The sequence below is a fragment of the Alcanivorax profundi genome (genome assembly GCF_003597125.1).
Classification (GTDB): Bacteria; Pseudomonadota; Gammaproteobacteria; order Pseudomonadales; family Alcanivoracaceae; genus Alcanivorax; species Alcanivorax profundi.
Window position 1 is genome coordinate 1 of the sequence record NZ_QYYA01000126.1, and the last position, 439, is coordinate 439.

The 439-nt window shown below is 38.7% G+C and carries 1 protein-coding gene; it reads left to right on the plus strand.

Going from position 1 to position 439, the window contains the following annotated elements:
* Nucleotides 1–63: 63 nt before the first annotated feature.
* The coding region (locus tag D4A39_RS17160) for a 4Fe-4S cluster-binding domain-containing protein (RefSeq protein ID WP_147393969.1) at nucleotides 64–439 on the plus strand (376 nt) is incomplete at its 3' end.

A 439-nucleotide genomic window follows, 5' to 3' on the forward strand; every position in this document is an offset into this window, starting at 1 on the left:
GTTTATAACCAGTTGCGGTCTTCTTTACTCGAAATAGACGAAGAACTATTTCGACGACTGTCCGTGCCAGATTCTGAAGTGGATACTTTGGATGAAGAAATCTTGGAGGAGTTGCATGCCAATGGTGTGGTCTGTGACACCAATCTAAATGAAGAAAATATAATTTTAGCAAATTGTAATATTCGTCGTTTCTCCAACGATATGGCAAGGGTGACGATTCTTCCAACGCTGGATTGCAACTTTCATTGTTGGTATTGTTACGAAAACCACCATGATGGTTTTATGACTTCCGAAGATGTAGCGAAAGTCCTTGAATTTTGCAGGAAAACCATAATAGACGGAAAAATTAAACACTTTCAGTTAGATTGGTTTGGCGGTGAACCCCTGATGTATTTTCAAGAGGTGGTCTATCCGATTTCAAAAAAAGTACAAGAAATCT